General features: G+C 36.6%; 18 protein-coding genes and 1 pseudogene. 9 read left to right on the forward strand and 10 right to left on the reverse strand.

The window, feature by feature from the left end:
- Nucleotides 1-65 precede the first annotated feature (65 nt).
- Nucleotides 66-890, forward strand: coding sequence for an AraC family transcriptional regulator (locus G8Y84_RS10770; protein ID WP_105965502.1), 825 nt, complete (start codon nucleotides 66-68; stop codon nucleotides 888-890).
- Nucleotides 891-1,043: 153 nt separating this feature from the next.
- Nucleotides 1,044-2,255 carry a sodium/glutamate symporter gene (gene gltS, locus G8Y84_RS10775; RefSeq protein ID WP_037574992.1) on the forward strand — a complete coding sequence of 404 codons (1,212 nt, stop codon included), beginning with the start codon at nucleotides 1,044-1,046 and terminating at the stop codon, nucleotides 2,253-2,255.
- Between the two features lie 126 nt (nucleotides 2,256-2,381).
- Here gltS and G8Y84_RS10780 read toward each other — a convergent pair whose 3' ends face one another.
- Entirely contained in the window at nucleotides 2,382-3,584 is a 1,203-nt protein-coding gene (locus tag G8Y84_RS10780; protein ID WP_151364714.1) for a GTP-binding protein, read from the reverse strand.
- 137 nt (nucleotides 3,585-3,721) lie between these two features.
- On the reverse strand, nucleotides 3,722-4,756 hold the full coding sequence (gene fni / locus G8Y84_RS10785; protein ID WP_165806356.1) for a type 2 isopentenyl-diphosphate Delta-isomerase: 1,035 nt from the start codon (nucleotides 4,754-4,756) through the stop codon (nucleotides 3,722-3,724).
- A gap of 126 nt (nucleotides 4,757-4,882) precedes the next feature.
- On the opposite strand from fni, the gene G8Y84_RS10790 reads away from it, so the two are divergent.
- On the forward strand, nucleotides 4,883-5,359 hold the full coding sequence (locus G8Y84_RS10790; protein WP_103158957.1) for a thioesterase family protein: 477 nt from the start codon (nucleotides 4,883-4,885) through the stop codon (nucleotides 5,357-5,359).
- 37 nt (nucleotides 5,360-5,396) lie between these two features.
- Here G8Y84_RS10790 and G8Y84_RS10795 read toward each other — a convergent pair whose 3' ends face one another.
- Complete coding sequence (locus G8Y84_RS10795; protein WP_229717311.1) at nucleotides 5,397-6,383, reverse strand: PTS sugar transporter subunit IIC; 987 nt, start codon at nucleotides 6,381-6,383, stop codon at nucleotides 5,397-5,399.
- On the opposite strand from G8Y84_RS10795, the pseudogene G8Y84_RS11440 reads away from it, so the two are divergent.
- Nucleotides 6,337-6,435, forward strand: a pseudogene (locus G8Y84_RS11440) (hypothetical protein); the annotation flags it as partial. The gene G8Y84_RS10795 and the pseudogene G8Y84_RS11440 overlap by 47 nt on opposite strands.
- A gap of 318 nt (nucleotides 6,436-6,753) precedes the next feature.
- Here G8Y84_RS11440 and G8Y84_RS10800 read toward each other — a convergent pair.
- A complete protein-coding gene (locus G8Y84_RS10800) occupies nucleotides 6,754-7,659 on the reverse strand; it encodes an alpha/beta hydrolase fold domain-containing protein (RefSeq protein WP_037575000.1) in 906 nt (301 codons plus the stop codon).
- A gap of 53 nt (nucleotides 7,660-7,712) precedes the next feature.
- Complete coding sequence (locus tag G8Y84_RS10805; RefSeq protein ID WP_165806358.1) at nucleotides 7,713-8,042, reverse strand: thioredoxin family protein; 330 nt, start codon at nucleotides 8,040-8,042, stop codon at nucleotides 7,713-7,715.
- Between the two features lie 114 nt (nucleotides 8,043-8,156).
- Between G8Y84_RS10805 and G8Y84_RS10810 the strand changes: the two genes are divergently transcribed.
- Nucleotides 8,157-8,780, forward strand: coding sequence for a hypothetical protein (locus G8Y84_RS10810; RefSeq protein WP_037575004.1), 624 nt, complete (start codon nucleotides 8,157-8,159; stop codon nucleotides 8,778-8,780).
- Nucleotides 8,781-9,429: 649 nt separating this feature from the next.
- On the opposite strand, the gene G8Y84_RS10815 is transcribed toward G8Y84_RS10810, so the two are convergent.
- The 3 genes from G8Y84_RS10815 to G8Y84_RS10825 form a co-directional block, all read right to left on the reverse strand.
- Entirely contained in the window at nucleotides 9,430-9,978 is a 549-nt protein-coding gene (locus G8Y84_RS10815; RefSeq protein ID WP_103158955.1) for a TetR/AcrR family transcriptional regulator, read from the reverse strand.
- A 335-nt stretch (nucleotides 9,979-10,313) separates the two neighbouring features.
- Nucleotides 10,314-11,708 carry a membrane-associated protein TcaA gene (locus G8Y84_RS10820; protein WP_037575008.1) on the reverse strand — a complete coding sequence of 465 codons (1,395 nt, stop codon included), beginning with the start codon at nucleotides 11,706-11,708 and terminating at the stop codon, nucleotides 10,314-10,316.
- A gap of 115 nt (nucleotides 11,709-11,823) precedes the next feature.
- On the reverse strand, nucleotides 11,824-12,282 hold the full coding sequence (locus G8Y84_RS10825; protein WP_037575010.1) for a MarR family transcriptional regulator TcaR: 459 nt from the start codon (nucleotides 12,280-12,282) through the stop codon (nucleotides 11,824-11,826).
- A 474-nt stretch (nucleotides 12,283-12,756) separates the two neighbouring features.
- On the opposite strand from G8Y84_RS10825, the gene G8Y84_RS10830 reads away from it, so the two are divergent.
- Together G8Y84_RS10830 and G8Y84_RS10835 are read left to right on the forward strand one after the other, a co-directional pair.
- On the forward strand, nucleotides 12,757-13,458 hold the full coding sequence (locus G8Y84_RS10830) for a YdcF family protein (RefSeq protein WP_182470773.1): 702 nt from the start codon (nucleotides 12,757-12,759) through the stop codon (nucleotides 13,456-13,458).
- A gap of 75 nt (nucleotides 13,459-13,533) precedes the next feature.
- On the forward strand, nucleotides 13,534-15,066 hold the full coding sequence (locus tag G8Y84_RS10835; protein ID WP_107372080.1) for an AbgT family transporter: 1,533 nt from the start codon (nucleotides 13,534-13,536) through the stop codon (nucleotides 15,064-15,066).
- A gap of 54 nt (nucleotides 15,067-15,120) precedes the next feature.
- On the opposite strand, the gene G8Y84_RS10840 is transcribed toward G8Y84_RS10835, so the two are convergent.
- Both G8Y84_RS10840 and G8Y84_RS10845 read right to left on the reverse strand, forming a co-directional pair.
- Entirely contained in the window at nucleotides 15,121-15,795 is a 675-nt protein-coding gene (locus G8Y84_RS10840; RefSeq protein WP_037575014.1) for an ABC transporter ATP-binding protein, read from the reverse strand.
- Complete coding sequence (locus G8Y84_RS10845) at nucleotides 15,795-16,856, reverse strand: ABC transporter permease (RefSeq protein WP_037575016.1); 1,062 nt, start codon at nucleotides 16,854-16,856, stop codon at nucleotides 15,795-15,797. The genes G8Y84_RS10840 and G8Y84_RS10845 overlap by 1 nt, the downstream gene beginning before the upstream one ends.
- Nucleotides 16,857-17,047: 191 nt before the next feature.
- On the opposite strand from G8Y84_RS10845, the gene G8Y84_RS10850 reads away from it, so the two are divergent.
- The gene (locus tag G8Y84_RS10850) at nucleotides 17,048-17,725 is read left to right on the forward strand and encodes a response regulator transcription factor (RefSeq protein WP_107372081.1); all 678 of its coding nucleotides are present in this window, start codon (nucleotides 17,048-17,050) and stop codon (nucleotides 17,723-17,725) included.
- Nucleotides 17,718-19,091: a sensor histidine kinase gene (locus G8Y84_RS10855; RefSeq protein ID WP_037575019.1), complete on the forward strand. Its 1,374-nt coding sequence runs from the start codon at nucleotides 17,718-17,720 to the stop codon at nucleotides 19,089-19,091. The genes G8Y84_RS10850 and G8Y84_RS10855 overlap by 8 nt, the downstream gene beginning before the upstream one ends.
- The last annotated feature ends 5 nt before the right edge of the window (nucleotides 19,092-19,096 follow it).

Genomic DNA, 19,096 nt, shown 5'->3' on the forward strand with positions numbered 1-19,096 from the left:
AATATATAATCATCGACCCAAAATATGGTAAAATGTTTCCATTAAATCAATGAGGTGTCATTCTCATGCAATTATTATGGAAGTTATTTAAAAAAAATCATTTTGAAGCAAATATTGATGAATGCGGCATCGAAGTCGGCACCCCGAATGTCAGTTACTCATATCGCGTCGTTAAACCTGCCGTATTACATACTATTATGTCAGGCACAGGTACATTTACTTACCAAAATCAAAGTTACGCGCTTAAAGCTGGAGATTTATTCTTATTACAAGAAGGCATGCAAGTCCACTATGAAGCGTCTACGGATGATCCTTGGACATATCACTGGGTTGGATTTAGTGGACATCTAGCCCTCGATTTTTTAGCACGCACGACACTGATGCACCATCCTGTCGTAGTTAATCAAGATACATCAGATATATCTAAAATTATCTATCAAATTTGCACCCGTGCCATTACCTATGAAACTGCAAATTCAGATGATATTCAGCACATGAGTGATCTCTATCGCTTATTATATTTGCTGACACAATTATGCCCGCAATCATTTGAAAGTGATCAAATCGAAATCTATTCGAATGTACAAGCTGCCGTGAATTATATGAATAGTCACTATATGAAGCCTATTTCGATTGATGATGTGGCACTCCATGCAAAAGTGAGTCGTAGTTATCTTTATAAACTCTTTATCAAATGGATGGATCAGTCTCCTCAACAATATTTAATCTATTTGCGTTTGTACCACGCCTCTCAAATGTTAATGACGTCTTCAAAGTCGATACAAGAAGTGGCCCACGCCGTCGGTTATAATGATGCGCTATTATTTTCAAAAGCTTTTCGTAAACACTTTGATATGCCTCCCTCTACTTACCGCAAAAAGTATAAATAATTTATATTTAGCATAATAGATATTTTACACGTAAAAATATATTAATGTATTTAACACGAATTTAATATAGATTTTCAGGTGAGGTATAGTATAATATAATGACGTGAGCGTTTTAAAGCGCTCTCATTATTTATACGAGGAGGATCACCCAGCATGATTGAATTAAATGAAATATCAACCTTGTGTTTGGCAGTGTTTCTATTATTAATCGGGAACGCCATTGTCAACAGGGTCGCTATATTTAGCCGTTTGAGTATCCCGTCCCCGGTAATTGGTGGTTTAATATTTGCAATCTTAACAGCGATTTTATCTAGCACAGGTATTTTAACTATTAAATTAAATGGAAAGTTTTTCCAAGACTTTTTTATGTTGGCCTTTTTCACAACGATTGGACTAGGCGCTTCATTCAAACTCTTGAAACTTGGTGGAAAAGTCTTAATTGTTTATTGGATTCTTTGTGGTGTCCTTGCAACAATGCAAAACGTCATTGGTGTCTCACTATCTAAAGTCTTAGGTATTGACCCATTGCTTGGCTTAACTGCAGGTGCCATGTCAATGGAAGGTGGACACGGTAATGCCGCTGCATACGGCCAAACGATTCAGTCTTATGGCATTGAATCTGCTGTCACAGCAGCACTTGCTGCAGCAACATTAGGATTAGTGGCTGGCGGCCTTATCGGTGGACCCGTAGTGCGTTATCTCATTAAAAAGCATGACCTCGCTCCAAAGCAATCTGTTGCTGAACAAAAAGATTACTCAGAAATCGAAAAAAATACACATTTACATAAACGTTTTAATTTTTCAGAAATATTTTTCATTCAAATTGCGATTTTATTATTTTGTATGGCCGTTGGAACCTACTTAGGGGATTTATTTACAAATATGACAGGCTTTAGTATCCCACTTTATGTGGTTTCAATGTTTATCGCCGTAATTATCCGTAACATTTCAGAATATGGTAATCTCAACTTAATCGATTTAAAATTCACAAACCATATTGGCGATGTTTCTTTAGGCATATTCTTATCTATTGCACTTATGAGTATTAACATTACTGAAATCTATGAGCTCGCATTACCACTTGTAGCAATTGTAATTTGCCAAATCATTTTTGTCGCGTTATTCTCAATTTTTGTTGTCTTCCGCTTACTCGGTAAAGACTACGATGCGGCTGTTATGATTGGTGGGTTTATCGGTCATGGATTAGGTGCAACACCTAATGCGATGGCAAACTTAGACGCTATTACGAAAAAATTTGGAAACTCACCAAGAGCCTACCTTGTCGTTCCTATCGTAGGTGCCTTTTTAGTAGACTTATTAGGGGTTCCTATTATTACGACATTTATTAACATTTTTAAACCATAAAAAGAGTCTGGCTACACGCCAGATTCTTTTTTTCATTTACTTCCCCTCTAGCTAAAGTTGCAAAAAAGGATACAAAAAACTGCCCACAAAGTTGAACTTTGAGGACAGTTTGAAGTCACTTCTAATTTATGATTGTTTTACAATTTCCCAGCCGTAAGGACTATTCAACTGAGACCAATCTCCATCAATTTCTTGACGATTTAAAAGACACGCATCTAATTCTTGTTCAATTTTTTCTTTATCTAAATCAATGCCAATCACTACAAGTTGCGTATGTCGGTCTCCATACTCTGGATCCCAATCCGCACGAACATCTTCACGTTCTTGTAGAATTGCTGCGCGTTCAGCTTTAGGCATGGCTGCCACCCAAAAAGTTACCGGATGAATGTCAACAGCTGTTCCTGCTTGTGATACTAAACAAGCTACTTGATTATACTGCGCGAGCCATGCAATCCCTTTTGCACGGACTACCGTTTCTGGCATATTTTCTAACCAGTGGTTGAAACGTTCAGCGTGAAACGGTAAACGACGTTTGTATACGAATGAAGAAATGCCGTATTCTTCTGTTTCTGGTGTATGTGTCTCATGTCCACCTGCTTCTAATTCTTGTAACCAACCCGCAGATTGACTGGCTTTTTCAAAGTCAAATTTCCCAGTATCTAGCACTTTATCTAATGAAACTTCAGAATTTACAGTGCGAATGATTTCTGCTGAAGGTTGCAATTTGCGTAACATCGCCTCTAAACGGTTCGCATCTTCTTCAGACACGAGGTCAACTTTATTTAAAATGAGCACATCACAAAATTCAATTTGATCAATCAATAAATCAGCAACCGTTCTTTCATCTTCTTCTCCAACAGCTTGATCACGATCTAACAACATATCTCCGGATTGATAGTCATTAATGAATCGATTGGCATCGACCACTGTCACCATCGTATCTAATTGGCAAATTTCGGTTAAATCGATCCCTAACGCTTCATCAACATAAGAAAATGTTTGGGCAACAGGCACTGGCTCAGAAATTCCTGTCGATTCAATGACAATATGATCAATGCCCCCTTTTTTAACGATACGCTCTACCTCTTTTAATAAGTCTTCACGCAATGTACAACAAATGCAGCCATTCGAAAGTTCCACTAATTTTTCATCTGTGCGTGACAGTCCCCCACCTTCAGCAACCAAATCTTTATCAATATTAACTTCACTCATATCATTGACAATGACCGCAATGCGACGTCCTTCACGTTGATTCAATATATGATTTAATAACGTTGTTTTCCCTGATCCAAGATAACCACTTAAGACAGTTACTGGAATTTTATTCATACCTAGACCCTCCACTTTTTTAAATCGTAATTATTACGATTTAAAAGTATACGCCACATTATCTCACAATGCAAGACTCTAAATAAAAAAAACAATACACAACAAAGTAAAAAGGCTTTGTCGCATATTGTCTTCTTTTAATACAACTGGCGTTGTTGCATCCAGGATTTAAGATAATCATCTATTACAATTGAAGATTGACGCAATTCATTGATGTCTTTCACACCTAGCAATGTCATTATTTTTTTCATTTGTTCATGAAAGGCATTTAAATAATCGATGCCGGCATCGACGCCTTCTTCTTGAACAATTTGCAATATATTTCGTGACATGCCGATACTTTCGGCTCCTAAACGTAACGCCTTAATCGCATCAAGAGGGTTACGTATACCTCCACTAGCTAAAATATAAATGCGATTATTTAAATTTCGAGCTTCTAAAAGCGAAATGACTGTGGATTGACCCCAATCTTGCATGTAGGACATATCTTTATTTAAGCGCCGTTCATTTTCAATAGAGGCAAAATTTGTACCGCCTTTGCCACTTACGTCTACGTATGTGACGCCACATTGAATGAGCTGCATAATTGTCTCATAACTCATTCCAAATCCGACTTCTTTAACAATCACAGGTACGTCAACACCGTTAACAATTGCTTCGATTGACTGTAACCAATGTTTAAAGTTATGACTTCCTTCAGGCATGACTAATTCTTGAGGTGCATTGACATGAATTTGTAGTGCATTGGCCTCTATCATTTGAATGGCCCGTTTTGCGTCCTCCAAAGTGATATCTGCACTCACATTGGCCCATACAATACCTTCTGGATTCGCTTGTCTCACGATTTTAAAGGAATGTGCTACCGCTTCATTGTTCAATGCCGCATGCATACTCCCTACTGCCATGGGGATGCCGACTGCTTTTGCAACATGGGCGAGCTTTTGATTGATTTCCATCGTCCATTCAGAACCACCCGTCATGGCATTGATGAACAATGCTTTGGACAAGTTAAAATCTGGAAAGTTCGCACTTAAATCCACGTCATTCATGTCGATATTTGGAATCGCATGATGGACAAAATGAACACGGTCGAAATCCGAAATATTTGAAGTATTTTGTGCCAACGCGAGCTTCACATGTTCATTTTTCCTTACTTCTCTTTGATTGGCCACCCCATATCTCCTCCATCATTCCATTGATACTTCAACTATATCATATTTAACGCACTAAGAAATGCATAAAACGAGAATAATAGGTTATGATAAAAGTATTCCATGCATATCCAAGGGGGAACTGTAATGATAAAATATCCAATTTTTTATAAAGATCACGTCCATGAGGCATGGATCGATCGTAACGGCCATATGAACGATGCTGAATATGCACACGTCTTTAGTTTATCCATCGATCATTTTCATGATCAAGTCGGATTAACAAACAGCGAACGAGATGCTAGAAATTATACTGTTTTCACACTTGAAAATCATATTACGTATATTAAAGAATTAAAAAAAGACACACCATTTAAAGTTGAAATTGCTATTTATGATATGGATGAAAAACGAACGCACTTTTTCCAAACTTTATATAATGCCACAACACAAGAAGTTTGTGCTACAGCAGAAACAATGATGATGGGAATGGATCGAAATACTAGAAAACCTGCGCCTTTTCCGGATGATGTTTATGCCCATATTCAAACATATCAAGCTTCACAAGGAGATATCACTTTTCCTGAACAATTAGGCCACACCATTGGCATCCCTAAAAAATAAAACGAACCCAAGCAAAATTTGCTTGGGTTTGTTTTATTTATGCATCTGTCGCGCCACGATTTATCATATCTTGTTTTGTCACAATCGGGTAATTTTTGAAAATGATCGATCCGATAAAGCCCCAAACAGCACCTATAATCGCCATTGCAACTCCATAAATCAACACCGTCATCCAATGATTAAATCCAAACATGACTAAAAATCCTGCAATCGGTGTTGCTGTTCCTGTCGCATCATTAATCATGCCACTCATAGCGATTACCAGTCCAGCAGTGGCCCCACCTAAGAAGTTTGTAATATAGACAGGTATCGGATTGGCCGAGACAATATCCGCTTGTGATAACGGTTCGATACTCACAGAGATTGTTGATTTACGATCTCCTAATTTTAATCGGTGGAATAAAGTCCCGTTCATAAACGCGGAACTAAACGCGGCCATTGCCCCGACAGCCATAGGAACGCCTGTTAATCCTAATAAAGCAGTCAGTGCCATCGAACTAAGGGGCGCCGTGCCGACAACCGTAATAATTCCTCCCAAAATAATACCCATGATGATCGGATTGATATCCATTGAACTTTTAATGATATCTCCAATTTTTACAAGCGTATTATCAACAACTGGGGTTAATCCCATCGCAATAAGTCTTGCGAGCGGTGCAATCACAATAACTGCACCTAAAAGATCAAGGCCATCTGGGACGTATTTTTCTGTATACTTCATTAAATAACCGATAATGTATCCGGCAAAAAAGCCTGGAAGTAAATCCATGCCCCCACATGCAGCTGCAATAACAAGCGCATAAACTGGGGAAACACCAATTGCCAGTGCAGTCAATCCAGCTGCGGCAACCCCACCTAGGCCTCCAGCAGCATCTCCAAGTTGCTCTAAAAATTTTATGCCAAACACTTGGCCCCCCACATATTTATTAAAAGCTTCGACTAAAAATGACGCAATAGCCGCATTCGCTAATGCCCCCATAGCTCTCATGCCACTAGGCGCGCGATATGTAAATAATGTAAAAATAACAAGTACAAGAACTAAAAACAATGTTCCTATCAATAAATCCATAACAATCCCCTTTCCAAAATATCCCATCCCTATGCATAACATAGTCGGGTAAGTGCCCCAGAATATGCTCATAACCAATGAAAACGTTCCGTTATCTTAATATTAACTCCGGAATCAATAATCATTGTTCAATAGTATCACTTCACTCACACATAAAAGGGTCACATGAATTACAATTCTTATTCTACTAAAAAAAATACATGATTGCACGGAACAATCATGTATTGAGATATATTATAATAAAAAATGTTCGTCATTCTATTTTAATTGTTGCGATAGGAATAAGTGGGACGTTTGAACCTTAGCCCAACACTTCCCATTGCCATTAGGGATGTTGGATTGTTTTTCGGATTTGTTTGAGTACTTTTCTAGATTCGACGATTGGATATAACGGAAATGCTGTCACCATATCTTTATATTGATAAAAATGGATGGGTTGCTGTTCTGCTTGAAAATAGGACTCTAATTTCAACATATCTGGATAAAATAGTTCAATGGTTCCCCCAAACATATAAACAGGTGGCAAGCCTCTCACTGGCCCGTAGAGCGGAGACACACGTGGATGTTTAATCTCTAAATCATCCGCCCAAACTTTAGCAATGGCTTGTAAACTTGAAACATTGTGCAGTGGGTCTTTCTTCTGGACTTGTTCTGTAATGTCCGGATTAGAAAGTGATAAATCTAACCACGGAGAAATAAGATAAACTTGACCTGGTAAAGGTAATTCTTGTTCCTTCAAATGTTTTTGAACAAAACTGAGTGCCATATTTGCACCCGAACTGTCTCCCATAATGACAATATTTGAAGGTTCCGTTTCTTTTAATAAACGGCGATAGGCCTGTTCAATCGCTTCATGAGTGTCTCTATAAGTATATTCAGGAGCTTTCGGATAAATAGGAAGCACTACTTCATGTAACGTCTCGTAAGCTAATTTATCCATAAAGCGCCAATGAAAGACAGAAGGCTGAAGCACAAATGTCCCTCCATAAATATATAAAATTTTATTTTTTATATGATGACCAAAATTGAAACGAAAGACTTGCATATCATCGAACATGTCTTTGACGAGATTGGACTTTATATTAATTTGATCCGGTTGTTTATGTTTTTCTTTATTTAATGCTTCTCTCTTTTCTAAAAATGCATCGATTTCAGCTTGTGATTTAAACTTAATATGTCTTTGATGAGATAAATAGCGTCCCATCAAGTTACTCATGACGTAACGTTTCAATTGGATCCCTCACTTTTGCAGTAATAGTTGTGTTATTTTCATTATAATACGTTTTAACTATGAATGCTTTCATAAATTCGAGAAAGTTGTTTTTCAAACTCATCAAATCGAATAAACCGTCCTTGACGATGCACTTCATGAGATTCATAAAAAATCAAATCAACTGGCACAGTAAAAATCGATAAAGCCCCGGCAATTTCAGGAACTGTATCCGCACTTATCATTCCGATATCTACACCTGGATAATAGTCAATTAAAGCCTCGAGTTGAGGTAAGACCGCATGGCAAACGCTACAAGTCTCTCTATAAATGTGGACGACAGCTAATGGATGTTCCTCAAGCCAATTTTCTAATTCTGCGACAGATTTTAATTCGTATTTCATAAGTTTTCCATCTCCTAAAGATAAAGTTAAACTATGATTTTAGATATGAATATACTATAATATGGGTTGTATTTTGTACGAAAGATTAAACATCGAAACTGAAAGGAGTCATTTATGAAATCTTCACAACCACGCAGTGAAGATTTTGATCAACAATTCAATGATCAACCTCTTCATCGAAACCATCTCTATGCTAAGAAGCGTCGCTCTTGGGTGAGTTTCATTTTAACGCTGATTGCTTTGGCACTCTCAGTCATTTCAGCTTATCACATGTTTTACAATACGCTATTTCAACTTAACTTTTTAGACCAAACTGTGAATTATCATCAATTTAAAGAAGTGATTCAAAATTTAACCCAACAATCGTATATTGATACGAGTGATCTTGAAAATAGTTTAAATATATTACTTACAATGATACATGTCTTTTTTATCCTTGTATTTCTAAATGTTGTTTTAGCTATTTTAACACTCGTCTTTAATCGAACGTTAATCAAAATACTTAACTTCATTATCGCTGTTTGTGCCACGTTGATTCCGGTAGCTATTTTATATATTGTCCGTGAAGCTGCAAAAGAAATGGCGACGAAAGTTGAGCAATATTTAGGCCATATCGATCCTTCCACATTACTTGTTGAAGCGAATGGACTTCATAATGCGATTATTTTTTCTGGCATTGCCACTGCACTCTATTTTATAAGTTTATTCTTTAGAAATCGACGTCCTAAAATGAAATAACGTTAAGGTGAAATAAGACCTAAACTATTGCATTTATTTGTTCATTAATTTATGTAATAAAACTTGTCTGAATCTTATATACTTTCTTAAATGGTATTATAATAGCCATCAAAATTTATCTAAACGTAAATTTTGATGGCTTTCTATTTATAGCTATGATTCAACGTTATCCTTTAATGAACTAAAACGTTGTATTAAGTTTTTATGCATACGCTCTTTCTCATCTTCATTAAAAAAAGGTTCTCTGTCAAATTGGACTGGTCACATTAAATCAAGGAGTAAACTCCTTTTTTGTTGTAAGAGTATAAATTCTTGAACGTTGTTGGTTATTTTAATACTCTTTAAATCAGTAAAACTGAGTCGTAAAATAGATTTTATAACGCTTGTGAATATATAGCATATTTGATTAGTTCCTAAGCCGAGACTTCTGAGGCATCTAGCCGAAACCGAAAATCCATTTTAATATTGAGATTATCTCAATATTAAAATTAGTTGAGGTGAGGCGCCTAGAAAAGCGAGACTTTATGGAACAATCAAATAAATGAAGTTATTTATACATCAGTCCGATTTATTATAGAACCTAAAAAACTGCCTACAACGTCAAAGTTGAAGACAGTTTGTCGAAATATTAAATTTCATGCTGTATGTACTATAACTTAGAAAGACGATAGCGCATTAATGTTTGATAAATATGGTCTAGCATCGTAGCGTCAAATTCCGTATTTGTATCGATACGCCATTGATTAAGTGAGGAAATAATAGCCGTTTGCACGTATCCAAACACTTCATATGGGAAACGTTGGTCTTTAGGTAACTTTTTAATATAAACTTGCACGTCTGTATTGATAGACTGGGTAAAAAATTGAACGAGCAATTTGTAAAAGACGGGATCATCTTCTTGTCGTTTTAATATGTCTCGCATCACAACATTTAATGTTTGTTCCAAACACGAAAAAGGCTCCAACATACGTTTATTTACATCATTATTAAAATAAGGTTTAGTCGTTGCATCAAGCACATGCATCAACAGTTCATTTTTATCTTTGAAATGCTTATAAAAGGTCGTTCTATGTACACTTGCTTCCATACAAATTTGATTAATGGTAATTTTAGAAAATCGTTGCTTTTGTAATAACATGATAAGTACTTCTGTCAATTTGGCAATTGTTTTTTTCACTCGTAAGTCTTGTTTTGGCATCCTAACCAACCCATTTCCCCCTTTGAAAATATATTAATTTTGATTATGAATTTCCTACTATAATTAATAATGCCATTCATTATTTTTTCTCTTAATAACTTCATACATAATTCAACAATCAATCTAATGTGTAGAAAAATTGTGTTTTAATCAACTATTAAAAAAACTAACTTCTCCTATATTAACTGATTCACTAGTATATTTCTAAAGATATGCATGATTATTATTCCCATTTTAGCGATTATCATACGCATTTATTACACTTCAATCATAAAAAAACCCTTAATGTTCTTCACATCAAGGGCTCTTCTATATAAAATATTTCTCATTTTAAATTAACGATACGGTTCATAGTTAACAATTTTTAAATCTTCACCGTCTGCATTTCCCTTTAATAAATAATGACCTTGTTGCACTTGTCCGTTCGTATTTTCATTATTTACGATCACAGAATAAAAATCACCTTGACGACTCACATTCTCCACATTAGACGATTTCAAAGAGGATAAACGGCGTTCTTTTACGCTGTCATTCAATACATCATAATATTGACTCTCTTTCAAAACATAACTTGATACGGGTTTTACTGTGCGATCATCTACAGCGTCATTAAGTGAACTCGTGTATGATTTAAAAAAATCATTAATTTTATTCACAATCGTATCTTCTTGTTCTTTGTTATGGGATTCAATTTCATCTTTATCAAAGGATAACGTAACCGCATTAACGGTTTTTAAATCATTTTTCTTAATGGTTTTTTCTTCCGTTTTAAACGTTTTTCCATGGCTTTCTCCTTCCACTTGAACCGTTAAGTCTTGATTCACTGGAAACGGGCCAAAACCTTGTGCACTTGTGTAAGGAAGACGTTCTCCATTTATGATTATAGTTTTTTTCTCGTCTAATCCGCTCGCATTTTTTAAGTTCACATCAACTTGTGCCGCATCAAAATCTTCCGTCACTGGCATTGTTTCATTATGACTTGATTTAGAGCTAAAGCGTAATTGCCCTTCGAAAGTGCCTCTCTTCGCTTCTTTTTTGGCAGATAAACTGTATTCTCCGGGTATGTAATGACCGAGTGAGACAGTTTGACCTTTTTTGGCAACAACTTTTTTCTCCCGACCATCGGACTCAAAACGATAAGTGGCATCTAAATTGGCTTTTAATTCTGCTTGTTTTGTCGGTGCTTGAAACCCTAAATTATCAAAAATAAAATAACGTCGTCCATTTTTACTGATACGTAAGACGTCAATTTGATCTTTTGTTTTAATATATTGGGCCACAGTGCTATTTTGATCTAAATGTTGAATAGTTTGATGAACTTCTTTGTCAAATTGCGTCATCCCTATTTCTTTTTTAATAAATTGAATATAAGTAGCCGCTTCTTTTCTACCTACTTTATTCGATTTTGAACTTAAAAGGCTCCCAACACGAGAGGCATCATCATTATCAATCGCATTAATCAATAAGTTTGCTTGTGCTTCAGGAGAATTGTAGTTTCTTAATAATAAAAATAATATGACAAGAAGAATCAAAATAAAACCAACTATGCCGAGCGGAATGATGCGCTTCAACTTGAGTTGCTTCTCTTTCTGTTCGGCTTCTTCTCTTGTTTTAAGCTTTGATGCAGACGGTTTCGATGTACTTTTTGAAAATGAAACTTGACATTGACACTGTTTACATCTCATGTCGTCACCTAGTCGGTTGCAATGACAATGCGGACATTGTTCCATTATATGTGGCCACCTCCTCGCTTTAAAAATATTAGAATGTCTATTTTACATGAAATCATTCAATTTAACCTCATGCGAAAGACCGACCTCATACGCTTTGACATTTGTCGTTTGATTACATTTTTCTAAGATGAGATTTTACACGCTCATCAATTTGTGCTAAGACGTCATATGTTTGTTCAATTTGGTCGAGTGGAATATCAAAAAGCATTTCTGAAGCTAAATCCGAAATAATGCGTCGTGATTCTCTCACATATTGAACACCAGCCTCTGTTAAGGAAATATACTTTAAACGCTTGTCATAAGAGTGTTCTAAGTGAACCCATTTTACAAGTTGTAATTCTACCAATTTTTTGACTCGTCGGCTCACTGCTGCTTTATTCACTCCTTGACGTAACGTAATCTCAGTAAGCGTCAGTGCCTTATCATGAGAAAGCATCAGTAATACACTCGATTGTTCATTGGATATTCCATATTTATTCCGCAAATCTTTTAATAGCGCTGCGGTGAGGGCATTTAAATTAGTCATAAATTCTCCCATAAATCCAACATGTTTCGCCATTTCTTTGGTCATTCGTTCCACCTCGTCTAATTTCCATAGTATATTTTAATATGAAGGTCTTGCATATGTTTAGTATCTACTGATAAGCATGTATAATGACGATACAAGACATCATGATAATATTCGTATCAGTTTGACAAACGTATATTTCCTATCATTTGAGTTCATCCTTATCGTCTTAAAACGCACCACAAAATTTTTTATCATTACGAATTGAAAGGTCAAGGGTTCAAAATAATGATTTTAGTCTCGTTTATTATAACATCTATCCTCTTAAGTTTGTTTTTTATTATTAATGTAAAACAAAACTTGAATTTCCGTATCGAATTTTTTTCTATTATTCTTGTACTGCATATGGTTTTAATCGCATTTCAACAATTTACACATATTCACCCGTGGAGTCAATATGTTTTCTCTTTCTGTCTCTATCTTTTCTTTATTTGGAAAATGCGCGATAACATTACCTCTTCAAGCGGTCTCAAATTTATGAAAAAAATCAATGGATACACGCTAGCGATTTTAAGTCTATGCGTTGGTACGCATTTCCTAGCGTCACTCATGCCTGGGGGATGGTCACTCCCTTTCTATCTTCTAGGGGCATTGGCACTTTGTTTTGTCTTAACTTGGCCTTTTTACTTGTGGTTTACATTTCTCATTGCACAGCGCCCTCCACAAGTGCCATCCAATAGATTTATTATTTTAGGCGCAGGCATTTTTACTGAGCAAGTGACACCGATGTTAAAATCCCGTCTTGATACAGCTTTATCGCTGGCTAATCAGTCAAAATCCTCTCCTATATTTATCGTTTCTGGCGGGCAAGGGCCTGATGAACCCATTTCAGAAGCTCTAGCGATGCAACGTTACTTGTTGGCACAAGGCGTTCCCAAAAAACAAATCCTTATGGAGGATCAATCGACTAATACAGTCGAAAACATGGCCTATTCAAAGCCGTTTTTTCCTCATCAAAAAGGGGTCTGTGTGACGAGTGAATTTCATATCTTACGTGCGTTGAAAATCGGTCAACAACAAGGCCTCTCACTTGTTGGGTATGGCGCAAGTTCACCTATTGTTTTTCGTGCACGTTCTTTAATAAGAGATTATTGCGGTTTATTGTTTAAATATGCCTTATTATGGTGGAGCTTCGGTAGTCTAATAGTATTGATTCGGCTCTTGTATATTTTGTCTTAATTTTCCGAAAATATATGTTCACTGTCATTGATTTTTGTTATACTCTACCCAATCCATCAAAATGGAGGGGATGTAATGAGTAACACTGTTCAAAAGAAATCTTTGATGACGCGATTTTTAAACATTGTCGAGAAAACTGGCAACAAACTACCAGACCCTATCATATTGTTTTTTAGTTTGTGTGTTATTTTAGCTATCGTGACGGCGATTGTTTCTCAATTTGATACCCGCGTGGTTCATCCAGGTACGAAAGAAACAATTTCAGTCAAAAATATTTTAAGTCATGACGGCTTTGTGATGTTTTTAAATGATGCGGTCAAAAACTTTTCAACCTTCCCTGCCCTCGGCATCGTTTTAGCGGTCATGTTAGGGATTGGGATGGCTGAAAAAAGTGGCTATTTCGATAAACTAATGATTCACGTCGTTTCCATTGCCCCTGAAAAAATTATTTTACCGGTGATTATATTTGTAGGAATGATTGGAAATGTCGCGGGCGATGCAGCGCCTATCGTTTTACCCCCTTTAGTCGCTATGATTTTTATGAAACTCGGCTATCATCCTGTGGCAGGTTTAGCACTGGCATATGCGGCAACCTTAGGGGGCTTTGCAGCGAATATATTCATTGGCATGCAAGATGCACTTGTTTATGCTTTTACAGAACCGGCTGCACATTTAATCGATAAAAATATTAAAATGAATGTTGCAATGAACTGGTATTTCATTGCAGCGAGTACTTTTTTTCTTCTTCCTATTTTGTGGTATGTAACGAAAAAGATTGTTATCCCACATTTAGGGCCGTATGACGCTTCACAAATCGATGATACGGAATCATTTGAAAACACCACTATCACGCCTAAGGAGGCCAAGGCGGTACGTTGGGCCAACATCAGTTTCATCCTTACTTTGGTAGCAATAGCACTTTTAGCATTACCTGAACATAGTTGGTTACGTAATGCTAAAACCGGGAGTCTGATTGAAGATGCGCCGTTAATGAATGGGATTGGTATTATCCTTATTCTTGTCTTTGTCATTCCTGGCCTCGTGTATGGTTTTAAATCAGGTTCCATTAAAAGCTCAAAAGATATTGGACAAATGCTTACAGATTCAATGGCTTCAATGGGTAACTTCATCGTGATTGTCTTTTTTGCAGCACAGTTATTAGCGTTTTTAACGTGGAGTAATTTAGGAATCTTTATTGCGGTGAAGGGCGCTGAAAGTTTACAAAATCAAAATGGTGTCGTATTAATCTTAGGCCTACTCATTTTAAGTGGTCTGATTAACTTAATAATCGGTAGCGCCTCTGCCAAATGGGCATTACTCGGACCCATTTTTGTACCGATGCTACTTTTATTAGGGTTTCATCCCGCATTTACACAAATGATTTATCGCGTAGGAGATTCAGTAACGAATCCCATCACACCTATGATGCCCTATTTACCTTTATTGCTCACCTATGCGCAAAAGTACGATAAAAATATGAAGCTAGGTTCACTTATTTCTAGTCTCATGCCTTACACAATATTCTTATCCATTTTTTGGACGGCTTTCTTACTCATTTGGTATTTTCTAGGCTTACCTGTCGGCCCAGGGGGTCCTATACACAAATAAAAGAAGGACCCATAGGCAAAACGTATCTCTTGTTACGCCTATGGGTCTTTTTCACTATGATTTTGAAACGATATTTCCCTCATCTAAATACAACATACGATCCGCATACTCAAATAAACGTTCATCATGTGTTACCATAATTCCAATCGTTCCTTTTGTTTTCACTTGATTTTTAATCATTTCAACCACTTCTGTCGCACGTTTAGCATCTAAACTTGCCGTCGGTTCATCCGCGAGTAACAATTGCGGTTCATTCATCCAAGCACGCATAATCGCCACTCTCTGTTTTTCCCCTCCTGAAAGCATATGTGGATAGGAAATAAGACGATGACTTAACCCAATATCTTCTAACAATTGTTTGGCCCGTTCTTCTGCTTCTTTTTTTGCCAACCCCGCTTCTTTTCCAACTAAGACGAGTTGATCTTTCACTTTTAAATAAGGTAATAAATGTGAAGATTGAAAAATAAAGCCAATGTTTTTTAAACGTTTCGCCGTTAAGGCTTTAGATGATAATTGACTCATGTCTTCACCATTTAAAATCACTTGTCCTTCTGAAGGTGACAATAATCCGCCAATAATACTTAACAACGTCGATTTTCCCGAACCAGACGCGCCATTCAAAATGATAAATTCTCCAGGCTGTACTTCAAAGTCAATGCCCTTTAAAACTTGTGTTTGTGCCTCACCTTTGCCAAAACTTTTTGTAAGATGTTTCACTTTTAAACTCATTAGTTTCCGCCTCCAATCGCTTCAATCGGATCTATTTTAAGTACACGAACGAGTGATAGCAATGCACCAACGATGGCCACGATAATAAATACAACGACCATTAATCCCATCAATTGTGGTGTTAGGTGAAATGGCATAGTCACAGGCATAAAGGCGGATAATGTCGCAATTAATGCTAAAGCAATGACCAAACCAAGTAATGTGACAAATAATATTTGGATTAAAAGTGCACTTAATAAGTGACCTGTTTTAATCCCTATCGCTTTTAAAATACCAATTTCGGATGTTTTTTGAATCGTCATCACATAGAAAAAGGCCGTTAAAACTATCGCTGTGATTACAAATAGACTGACAATCATCATGTTGAGTGGGGCTTGTTCTGCTTGATAACTTGGAATGCCATCAGTTAGCGCTTCTTTGTTGACTACACTGATTCCTTGGATGTCTTTCAATTTTTGTTGGTCCGCATGACTCACATGATTTAAAAAGTACATCGAAGTTGGCGACTTATCCCCCGTCACTCGATTTAAACCTGCATCTGTTACAACTGCCAAATCCGTATGCGCATACATCGCATGATCGAAAAATCCAGTAATTTTGAGTGATTCCTCTTTCCCTTTTATATTAATTTTATCTCCGACTTGAAGACCTTCACCTTCTAATTTGCTATTTAATGCAACTTCATTCTCGTTTTTTGGTAAATGACCTGTTTTTAAAGCAGGTGTTTCACTTTTTTGCATCGAGGCAAATAACAGATCACTATTGGTATTTTTATATTCTGCTGTCGACATGCTCGCTTTAAGTGGCTCAGACTTCACTATTTTTTCAATTTCTTGTTGTTGTTGAGGATTGATATTTGAACGTTGAATTTGTTGATCCGCGTCTTTTTGAATCACAAATTGTTCTGATTTAAATTGATTAATCAATGAAATGTTTTCACGTCCTAATCCTTTCGCTAAACCGGAGATAAACAATACCATACTCGCGAGTAATATCACGATAAAGGTAATGAGTAAATACTTGAATTTATAAAATTTAAGCTCATTCAGTGCGATTTTCATAACATAACTCCCTCTCTTTAATATCGTAATCACAGTATAGAAAGAAAGTATGAACTCAATATGAACTGGTAAAAATAAATTTAAAGCGACCCTATCACGAGCAAAATCTAAGCAATTACTCGCGCGCTTTCAACGATGACCTTCGAATATGGTAAGATGAATAAAAAACGACTGGAAAGGATGAGCAACCGATGTCAGTCACTTGCCTTATTGTCGATGACGACCCTGAAATTCTAGAATATGTCGCATCGCATATTGAAAAAGAAGGCTATCACGCCGTTACTCAACCGAGTGGTGAGGCAGCGGAAGACTATGTGATGCATCATGACATAGACATTGCCATTGTTGATATCATGATGGACCATATGGATGGGTTCGAATTATGTAAAATATTGAAATATGACTATAATTATCCTGTCATTATGCTTACTGCGCGTGACGCTCTAACCGATAAAGAGCGTGCTTTTTTAGCAGGTACTGATGACTATGTCACCAAACCTTTTGAAGTGGCAGAACTTTTATTCAGAATAAAAGCTGTTTTGCGTCGTTATCAAATTCAAACGCATGTCTATTTACGTTTAGGCAATCTTGAAATTGATCAAAAACAACTTGAAGTCAAAGTGAATAATAGAGGGATGATCCTCCCGAATAAAGAGTTTGCGTTATTAAGTTTACTTGTATCTTATCCACGCCAAGTGTTTGAAAGAGAAACGTTAATTGAAAAAATTTGGGGATTTGATTATGAAGGGGATACGCGTACCGTCGATGTACATGTCAAACGTCTACGCACACGCTTAAAAAAATTAGGCGCGAACGTACATATCGAAACCGTGCGTGGCCTCGGGTATAAGGTGACTGCCGATGCTTAAATCCTTATACTCACGCGTTGCACTATACACGATTACGGTAATGATCATTAGCGCTATAGCCAGTTTTTTACTTAGTAACATTTATTATCATTTTGAGTTAAAAGAAAAAAATGATGCAAAGTTAATGAGGACACTCCAACATGCACATGATTATGATCGCGCTTCTAATGAAAAAGAGTTAGATGCATATTTTCAGCTTTTAGGTCAACTCAACTATCAATTAAAAGTTTATGATACCCATCATCAAAGCCGATTTTACGGTCAGCCGTTTCGTAAGGACAATTTAGATGCTAGGGCCGTAGACCAAGTGTTAAAAGGCCAAGATTATCATGGGATTAAAGAGCGTCCTTTTAACCCTGTCATTACCGGTTTTTTTGATAATGAAACGCGTAATACGGTGGGCACCTCGTTTCATACTAAAAATAAAACGTATGCTGTGTTTATGCGTCAAGATGTGGGCCATGCTTTAGGAGAGTTTCGTATCTTCTTATTTGTGTTGTTACTATTGCTTATTTTATTTTCAATGAGTCTTGTCGTTTGGTCTACCTACTCCATCGTAAAACCCGTCAAACAACTCAAATTTGCGACGCAACGTATGATGGATGGGGATTTTAAAACCCCTATCGCCAAAACACGTCAAGATGAAATTGGCGTTCTACAAAGTCATTTTGATTCCATGCGCCTTTCTTTAAAACAGCTTGATGATATGCGCCAACATTTTGTGCAAAATGTCTCACATGAAATTAAAACACCTTTAACACATATTCATCATTTGCTCGGTCAGCTTCAATCTGTATCGTCTAAAACGCAACGTGCGCAATATATCAAACAAATTTATGACGAAACGCATCGTCTCAGTCAACTCACGCGTCAGTTACTCTTATTATCCGAATTAGATAACGATGCGCATTTGACATTTGACGATGACATCAACCTTAAAACCGTCATTTTAGATATTATCCAACATGCCTCATACATGCTAGATTACAAAAATATCGTTTTAATGCATGATCTAATGCCTGTCCATTTAAGAGGTAATGAACGATTAATTATTCAGGCCATTGAAAACATTGTGCGCAATGCCATTAAGTATACAGAAGAGGAAGGCACTATCGAAATTAATTTATTCAAAGATACATTTAATCAAGCCGTCATTACCATCACCGACGATGGACCAGGAATAACTGAAGAAACACAAGCTCATATTTTTGAACGTTTTTATAAATCTTCAGCGCACACAGATAGTAATGGTTTAGGATTGGCCATTACCCAAGATATTATGAAGCACCATCATGGAACGGTCACTGTTCAAAGTCGTCCATCAGAAGGCACGACGTTCACATTAACACTTCCTTTGTTAAAATAATATAA

The organism is Staphylococcus sp. 11511212, assembly GCF_011394755.1.
Classification (GTDB): Bacteria; Bacillota; Bacilli; order Staphylococcales; family Staphylococcaceae; genus Staphylococcus; species Staphylococcus chromogenes.